Annotated in this window: 3 protein-coding genes and 1 pseudogene; all 4 read right to left on the bottom strand. The window is 63.1% G+C overall.

All coding sequences use genetic code 11. From position 1 onward, the window contains the following. Positions 1-107 precede the first annotated feature (107 nt). The gene (locus tag VIE67_RS12150; protein WP_332026572.1) at positions 108-1,868 is read right to left on the bottom strand and encodes a tetratricopeptide repeat protein; all 1,761 of its coding nucleotides are present in this window, start codon (positions 1,866-1,868) and stop codon (positions 108-110) included. A gap of 1 nt (position 1,869) precedes the next feature. Further along, positions 1,870-3,729: a tetratricopeptide repeat protein gene (locus VIE67_RS12145; RefSeq protein WP_332026570.1), complete on the bottom strand. Its 1,860-nt coding sequence runs from the start codon at positions 3,727-3,729 to the stop codon at positions 1,870-1,872. Between the two features lie 49 nt (positions 3,730-3,778). Continuing rightward, positions 3,779-5,566 (bottom strand): hypothetical protein, encoded by a 1,788-nt coding sequence (locus tag VIE67_RS12140; protein ID WP_332026568.1) that lies wholly within the window; start codon positions 5,564-5,566, stop codon positions 3,779-3,781. Beyond that, a pseudogene (locus VIE67_RS12135) lies at positions 5,563-6,813 on the bottom strand (hypothetical protein); the annotation flags it as partial. The pseudogene VIE67_RS12135 and the gene VIE67_RS12140, both read right to left, overlap by 4 nt.

The following is a 6,813-nucleotide window of genomic DNA, read 5'->3' as shown; positions in this document are numbered from 1 at the left end:
CTGCTGTGCCGCTGCGATATGCGAAAGAGCGAGCAGCGACGGCAGCGCCCAGCACAGTAGACGAACTGCGTTGCCACGTTTCATCTCGGCAGAGAACGCGCGTGCGCTCACGGCTTCGCTGCCGGCGGCGGCGACAAACCCAATTTGCCGAGCAAGATCGTATAGCGCGGATCGGAGTGCAATCCGCGCAACAGCGGATCGATCAGCATGCTCAGGATGCCGGTGTCGCGCGTGTCGTAGCTGCGTTGCAACCACTCGAACGCGGCATCCGTTTCGCCGCGGAACGCATAGACAACGGCAATCTGATAGGCCCCATTGTTGCTGTGCTTGGCGATCAATTCCGCCAACGCGGCATCCGCAGCGGCGCGATCGCCACGCGTGTGCTGCGCGAGCGCAAGCTCGTAGTATCGGTAGGGCTCGGAAGGCTCCAGCTGAGCCTCATGCAGCGCGGTTTCGCCGTCGCCTTGCAGGACCGCGACAACGACTTGCCAGCGATGACTGAATGCTGCGCCCGGCTGCAGCTCCGCGCTCTTGCGCGCCTCGGCTCGTGCCTCGTCGAACCGGCCGGCCGGCATCAGGCTGCGCGCGAGTACGGCGCGTGCGTAATACGAAAGCGGGTCCAGATCGACCCCGCTGCGGGCGAGCGCGATTGCATCGGAAATCCGACCCTGTGTATCCAGAACCTGCGCCAGCAGTACCTTGGGCTTGGAGCTGCCGGGCGCGAGCTGCGCGGCGCGTTGCAACTCGCGGGTCGCATCGGCAAAGCTCCAATCGATGAAGTAGCGCACCCAGCCCAACGCGGTGTGTGCTTCGGCCAGATTGGGGCTGAGTGCAACCGCTTTCTCGGCATCGCGTCGAGCTGCGGCCCACGCTGCCGCCACGTTTTCGCCCGTTTGGTCCGCGAGCCAACTCCATGTTTCCGCACGTTCGGCGTAGGCCAGTGAATAGTTCGGATCCAGCCGAATCGCCTCGTCGAAGAACCCCAGAGCCTTGCGCCAACCGTCGACATCGCGATGCTCGAAGTAGAAGTGCCCTTGCAGATAAGCGTTATGCGCGTCGAGGTTCTTGGTCGAAGAATCCTGGCGGACCTTCGCTTCCGCGCCAAGCAACGTGACCTTGAGCGAATCGGCGACGGACTGCGCGATCTCCGACTGCACGGCGAACACGTCTTTGAGTTCGCGGTCGTAAGTCTGCGACCACAGCTCGCGGCCGTCCGCGGCGTTCACCAGCTCGGCGACGATGCGCACGCGCTCGGCCTGCTTGCGCACCGTGCCTTCGAGCAAGGTGCTGACGCCGAGCTTTTCACCGATGGACTTTAGGTCGTCGGCGTGTCCCTTGAAACGGAAAGATGAGCTGCGCCCGATCACTTTCAGGTCGGCGATCTGCGCGAGCGCGGCGATCAACTCTTCCGACAGGCCATCGGAAAAATATTCGTTGGCCGGATCGCCGCTCTCGTTGACCAGCGGCAACACGGCGATCGACTTGTCGCCGGCGGATGTGCTGGCAGCTTCGTTCGCAGTCTTGTGCAGCACGAATTTGTCCGCCAGCAGCAGCACGACCGCCAGACCGAGCGCGGCGATGATCCAGCGGTCGAGCTTCTTGCCGGTGTGATAGGTAATCGACTGCGCCGGATCGATTTCGCTTTCGCGCTTGAAGCCCTCCGGCGTGAATTCATAGAACCACGCGAACAGCAGCGCGAACGGGAAGCCGATCACCACCGCGACCACGATCCAGCGCACCACCCACTCGGCGATGTGGAAAAACGGAAAAACCTGCGTCGCGATCTGTATCAGCAGCCATGCGCTCGCCGCATAAAACACCGCAGCGCGGTATACATTGCGGCGCTTGAGTTCGGCGAGCAGGCTCATGTCATGGTTTGCCCGTGCAGAGCTTGGCGTAATGCGGGTCGGTCGTGTTGATCTTCTTGACCAGCGCGACGAATCCCGGATCGCAATGCAGCTGGCCCAATATCGGCTGCATGACTGCCCATTCGGCCATGCCAGCGCGGTCGGTGTACGCCCATGATTGCAGATTCGACAGCGCCATTTGCGGTTCGCCGAGCTGGACCAGCAGCGATGGGATCACATAAGCCTGGAACGTATTGCCGCTGTTTGGATCGGTGGCGCTCTGCGGCAGGAAAGCGGCCAGACGCACGGCGATCGCGTGACGGTCGCCATGGTCTTGCAGCGCGTCGAAGACTTCGCCCACTTCTGCCTGTGCACCGGGATTGGTCGCGGCGGCGTAACCTGCGAACATGGTTCGGGCCTGGCTGAAGTCGCCAAGCTGCAGTGCGGCAAAGCCGGTCGATTCCAGGCAGGAGTGATTATCCGGTGCCGATTTCAGAATCGGCTCACACAGGACCTTGGCGTCGGCGTAGCGGCCCAGTGCGATCAGCGCCATGCCGTGGTTGTTGGCAATGATCGCCGATCGCGGGTCGAGTGCGGACGCGTGTTCAAGCGCGGCTACACCAGGTTCCAGTTGTCCTCCGCTCCATAGCGAGTTGCCGAGCCATTGGTAGGCCGTCGCATAGGAAGGCCGCAGCGCAATGGCCCGCTGGTACAGCGCCGCCGCCGTTTCGCGCCGGCGATCACTATCGGCGAGGTAGGCGAGCACCACATACGACTCGGGAAGCGTCGGATCAAGACTGAGCGCGCGCTCGGCATTGTCCCTGGCGCGCGCAAGGGCATCATCGTAAGTAATGCGCGCGGTCCAGTCGGGAAGGATCGAGTAGACCAACGCCTGCCCGGCGTAGGCTTCGGCAAACTTCGGGTCGGCTGCGGCGGATTGTTCGAATTGTTTCAGCGCCTGCCAGAGATTGTCTTCGCCGCGCAGTTGCCAGAGCGCGAGCCCGCGCAAATACGAGTCGTGGGCTTCGACGTTTTGCGTTCCCCTGCTCGGCGCAAACGATGCTGCAGCATCGCCGATTTTCACTTTCAATTCGTCGGCAATCGCGTTCGCGATCTCGTCCTGGATCGCGAAGATGTCCTTGAGGTCGCGATCGTAGGTCTGCGACCAGACATGAAAACCGTTGCTCGCATCGATCAACTGCGCGGTGATGCGCACGCGCGCGTCCTGCTTGCGCACACTGCCTTCCAGCACCATGCGCACTTTCAACTCGCGCGCGATCTCCGGCACTTCCTTGTTGCCGCCCTTGAACGAGAACGACGAGGTGCGCGCGGCAACCTGCAGCGCGGGAATGCGCGCCAATACGTTGAGGATTTCCTCGCTGATGCCATCGGAAAAATAAGCGTTCTGCGCATCGCCGGACATATTCACGAACGGCAGCACGGCGATGGAGTGCGGATTGATCTTCGCTTGTTCGGCGCTGATTTCGGCAGTGACATGCGCCGTGGTCTGCGTCACCAATGTCGCGTCGCGACGCGGCGCGAGCACGAATTTGTCGAAGGCAAAATAGCCGATCGCGACCACCGCCACGATCAGGATGAGGCGATCCATGCGCCGCGCCGTTTGCGGTGCGATCGATTCCTCTGGTTTGACGTCTTCATCGCGCTTTAATCCATCGGGCGTCAACTCGAATATCCACGCCACGATCATCGCCGGAAGGAAACCGATGGCGAGCGCGATCACGATGCTGCGCGCGATCCAGTCTGCCGCGCCGAACATCGGCAGGATGGTTCCGGCGACTTGCACGACGAGCCACGCGCCAACGAGATACAACCCGGCTGCGCGGATTACATTGCGGCGCTTGAGTTCGGCGAAGAAGCTCATTCGGGCGCCGCTCCACGCGAACGGCGTTGCGACGGAATGACCGGCCGGTTCATGGGGCGCTTCCCGCGGGCGACTGATACGGCAGGTTCATCTTCTGCAGCAGCGCCTTGTAGCGCGGATCACTGCGCAACGGATCGAAGGTTCGGGTCCACAAAAGGACGCCGGCAGCGGCGTCGTTGCGAGCTGCGAAGACTGCCAGCTGGGCCAAGGCACGGTCATGGTCACCCAGCAATGTCAGGAATGCCGCATAGAGTAGCGAATCGCCACGAATATTGGCATTCGCAGGCGCGCTGTTCAGGCTGCTCAGCGCGGCGGCGCGCGCGCCATGATCGGCGATTCCGCGCGCGAGCACAGCCATGGCTTCAGGGTCCACGCCCAGATGCCGAGCTACTGCACGAAGTTGCTGCTCGGCGTCGGCGTGGCGTCCAAGGCTGCTGTAGAGCAACACCGCGGTCATGCAAGCCGGATAGAAATCCGGGTGGGCGGCAAGCACGGACTCGATCTGTGAGGTTGCATCGGCATCGCGATGCAGTCCCATAAGGATCGTGCCGCGTACGACGCCGACGATAGCCGACAGCGGATCGAGCTGCCGCGCGCGATCGATCTGCGCCAGAGCCGGCTCGAACTGCCCGACCTCGGAGAGGAACTGCGCGTACTGGTCGAGCACTTCTACATCCCCGGGCGCCAGAACCAGTGCACGCTGAAACATCTTTTCGGCCTGCGCCCATTCGATGCGGTGTGCATGCACGTTGGCGATGGCGACCAGCGCCGAAGCGGTATCCGGATCGACGCTCAACGCGCGTTGCGCGGCGGATTCGGCGCGCGCCATTCCGGCATCCAGATCCCCGCCTGTGTACACCGGCAACAGCTGTTCTGTCTCGGCGAGCGCTCCCCACGCCTGTGCGTATTTCGGATCGAGCTCCACCGCCTTGCCGAACGCCACGGCTGCGTCACGCAGGCCGAGCCCGCGCGCCGCAAGCAGGCTCAGGCCGCGCAGATACAATTCGTGCGCCTGTGTGTTGGCGGTATTGCCGGCGTCCGCATGCGCGCCCGCGAATTGCACCTTCAGCTTGTCAGCTATAGCCTTGGAGATCTCGTCCTCGATTGCGAAGACGTTGGTTAGCGTGCGGTCGTATTTCTCCGACCACAGGTGATAGCCGCTGCGCGTATCGATCAGCTGCGCGGTGATGCGCACGGCGTCGCCCGCGCGCTGCACGCTGCCTTCGAGCACGGTGGCGACATCGAGAACCTCGCCGACCTTGCGCAGGTCCGGCTGCTTGCCTTTGAACGCGAACGCCGAGGTGCGCGCGGCGACTTTCAGGTCGGGAATCTGCGCCAGCGCATTGAGGATCTCTTCGGTGATGCCGTCGCTGAAGTATTCGTTCGCCGCATCGCCGCTCATGTTGACGAACGGCAGCACGGCGATCGACTTGTCGTCCGTTGCAACGACCGCAGGAACGACTGCCGTTGGCACGGCCTTGTCCGCTTCGCGACGCGAAACGAAGTGGTCGGTCAGCAACAGCACCACCGCCAGTGCGAGCACGGCGATGATCCAGCGATCGAGCTTCTTGCTCGTGTGCTGGGTGATCGAGTCGGCCGGGTCGATCTGACTTTCGAGCTTGAGACCTTCAGGCGTGAACTCGAAGAACCATGCGAACGCGAGGAAGAATGGAAATCCGATTGCCGCCGAGACGAGAAACCAGCGTGTCGCCCACTCGGGTGCACCGACCGATGGCCCGAGTTGCGAGACTCCCTGCGCCAGCGCCCATACCGCACCGATGTACAGCACGCCCGCGCGTATCACATTGCGACGCTTGAGTTCGGCGAGGAAGTTCATCGCGAAGCACCCTGATCCGGCAACGTCACCTTGAACTCGATCTGCGCCAGTTGCTCGGGCGCGCGGCCGATCTGGTGCAGGAACGGAAGCCAGCGCGCATCGCCGTGGAGTTTCGCCAGGAACGGATCGACCGGAACGTAGGGCAGGCTTGCGTCGTGCGCGGCGACCGCCTTGTCCAGCCAGTCGAAGGCGCGATCGGCATCGCCGCGGTAGGCCAGTGCGACCGCGATCGCATAGGGTTGGTCTTGCGCGTGCTTGTCGATGAACGCCGCCAATGCGGCTTCCGAATCGGCCTCGCGTCCGAGCGCGTGGTAGACCACCGGCAGTCCCGACATCCGCCAGACCTCCGACGACTCGGCCTGCATCGCCGCCAGCGCTGCGACGGCATCGCTTTTTCCCAGCAGCAGCGCCATTCCGATGAAATACTGTGCGCCAACGCTATCATGGCTCAAGGTCAGCTCGGTGCGCGCGGATTCGATCGCCTGATCCCAGCGGCTTGCGGTGTAGCAGAATACCGTCATGGCCGAATACGCGGCCGGGTTCGCCGGGTCATGCGCAATCAGGTATTCGAAGATCGCGATGGCATCGTCCTGACGGCCGATCCAGTTCATGAAAAGGGCGGCACTGCGCAATACATCCAAGTTGGCCGGCTCCAACGCCAATGCGCGCTGGAAATGTCGTGCTGCTGCGGGCAAGTCGCCGTCGAATTCCATGGTAATGCGACCAAGAGCCGCAAACGCGAGCGCATCGTTCGGATCGATCGCCAGCGCCTTGTCTGCGGCCTCCCGCGCCAAAGCGTAGCCCTCGACGGGAACGCGCTCGCCCAGACTCGTCTGCGAGGCGTACGCCCGCGCCAAACCATCCCACGCACGCGCCTCTGCGGGTGCGATCGACAACGCCTGCTGGTACAGAGCGACGGCTTGCGCATAGCCTTTTATCGTGCCCTCGTAGGACAGGGACTTCGCCTGCAGGATCAGCGGATAGACTTTCGGGTCGATTGGCTTTGCCGTCGGTGCCGCGCCGAGCAGCGTGATCTTGAGCTTGTCCGCCACCGTCGCGGCGATCTCGTCCTGCACCTTGAAGATGTCGTCGAGCGTGCGGTCGTAGGTCTCCGACCACAGATGCGAACTGTCGCTCGCGCGGATCAGCTGCACGGTGATGCGCACCTTGTCGCCCGACTTGCGCACGCTGCCTTCGAGGAGTGCCGCGACGTTCAATGCGCGGGCAATCTCGGGAATCGCGACTTC

The organism is Rudaea sp., assembly GCF_036560865.1.
Classification (GTDB): domain Bacteria; phylum Pseudomonadota; class Gammaproteobacteria; order Xanthomonadales; family Rhodanobacteraceae; genus Rudaea.
The sequence above is the reverse complement of the archived record's forward strand: the minus strand, read 5'-3'. Positions and strand labels throughout refer to the sequence as shown.